This is a genomic window from Rhizobacter sp. P3_B12, from assembly GCF_056402895.1.
Window position 1 is genome coordinate 1 of sequence record NZ_JBFUGN010001121.1, and the last position, 1861, is coordinate 1861.

General features: G+C 67.2%; 2 pseudogenes. Both read left to right on the top strand.

What is annotated here, in order from left to right:
• Positions 1-833, top strand: a pseudogene (locus tag AC1D01_RS32825) (hypothetical protein); the annotation flags it as partial.
• Positions 834-835: 2 nt separating this feature from the next.
• Positions 836-1861 (top strand): annotated as a pseudogene (locus tag AC1D01_RS32830) (hypothetical protein); the annotation flags it as partial.

Sequence of the window (1861 nt, forward strand, 5' to 3'; positions counted from 1 at the left end):
GGATCTTCCTGAACGGCGTGCCGAGCGCGTTCCTGAACGGCGTGCCGAGCGCGCCGGTGGCGATCAACGGGGCGATCTTCACGTCGAGCACGCCGGTGAACATCGGGCGCACGCCGGACACTGGCCAGGGCGTGTGGTATCTGAACGGCGCGGTGGATGATGTGCGCATCACGAAGGGCCTCGCGCGGTACACGGCGGCCTTCACGCCGTCGACGGCCGGCTTGCCGGGCAAGCCGGTGACGCCTGCGGTGCCGTCGCTGTTCAACACCGCGGTGGCCGACAGGGTGCAGCGCTGGACGTACGACCAGGACGGCCGGGTGCTGACGGCCAAGAGCACGCGCAGTGGTGTCACCGTGAGCACGAGCTCCACGTACTTTGCTGACACGAACGCCGATCACACGAAGGGCGACCTGCAGAGCTTCACGAGCAGCGCGGGCGAGGTGACGACGTTCACGCAGTACAACCGCGCCGGGCAGGTGCTGCAAAGCATCGACGGCAACGGCATCGTGACCGTGAACACCTACGACTTGCGCCAGCGCCTGCTGACCACGGCGGTCGATGGCCTCACGACGACCTATGAGTACGACGCCCTCGGCCAGCTGAAGAAGGCCACGCTGTCCAACGGCAGCTGGGTCGGCCAGGACTACGACGATGCCCGTCGGCTCAAGGCGGTGTACGACGATCAGGGCAACCGCATCGACTACGAACTCGACCGCAATGGCCAACGGGTCGGGCAGACAAAGAAGGACCCGAACGGCAGGCTGAAGGTCAGCCTGAACCGCGTGATGGATGCGTTGAACCGCGCGCAACGCACCACGGGTGGGGAGGAGTGAGCATGAAGATCACGAAGAAGCCGCTGATCGGCACGGTCTCCCTGTTGATTGCTGCCGCGGTCAGCGCACAAGGCCTGCCACCACCGCCCGTCTCCCCGACGCCGGTGACGACCTATGAATACGACGCCCAGGGCAATCGCACCAAGATCACCCGCGGCGCCGGCACGCTGAACCTGGAGACCAAGCTCAGCTACGACCCGCTGTACCGGGTGAAGGACCACACCGATCCGAAGAACGGCAAGACGAGCTTCGAGCACGACGGCGGGGACCGGACCACGAAGGTCACCGACCCGAGGAGCCTCGTCACGCAGTACCCGCGTGACGGCTTCGGCAATGCGACGCAGCTGATCAGCCCCGACACCGGCCAGGCCAGCCACACATTCGACGAAGTCGGCAACCTGCTCACGCGCATCGACAGCCGCGGTGTGCTGACGACGTACACCTACGATGCGGGTGACCGGCCGACCAGCGCGGTGTCGACGCTTGCCGGCCAGCCGAGCGAGTCGGTGACATGGGCCTACAGCCAGACCGGCGCTGGTTTCGCGTACGGGATCGGCCGGCTGACCAGCACCGCTCACCCCAGCGGCTCCAGCCAGTACCGCTACAACTCACACGGGCAGGTCGTCACCGACACACAGCGCGTGCAGCCGGCCAGCGGCGCGAACACGGCGCAACTCACCCACGCGGTGACCTACGGCTACACGCTCGGGGACTTGAGCAGCACGACCTATCCATCCGGCCGGGTGGCGTCGATGACGCTGCTGCGCGGACGGGTCCAGGCCGTCAGCCTCGCCAAAGACGCGAGCGGTACTGCAGTGGCGCTGATCACCGACGTGCGCTGGGAACCGTTCGAGCGCGCGGTGAGCAGCTGGCAGTGGAACACCAGCGCCGGCCCGGTGCCGCACGAGCGCTTCTACGACCTGAGCGAACGCATCACGCGCTACCGTCTCGGCCCGGTGTTCCGCGACGTGCGGTATGACGAGGCGAGCCGCATCACGAGCTTCACGCACCTGCTGCCCGACGGCACG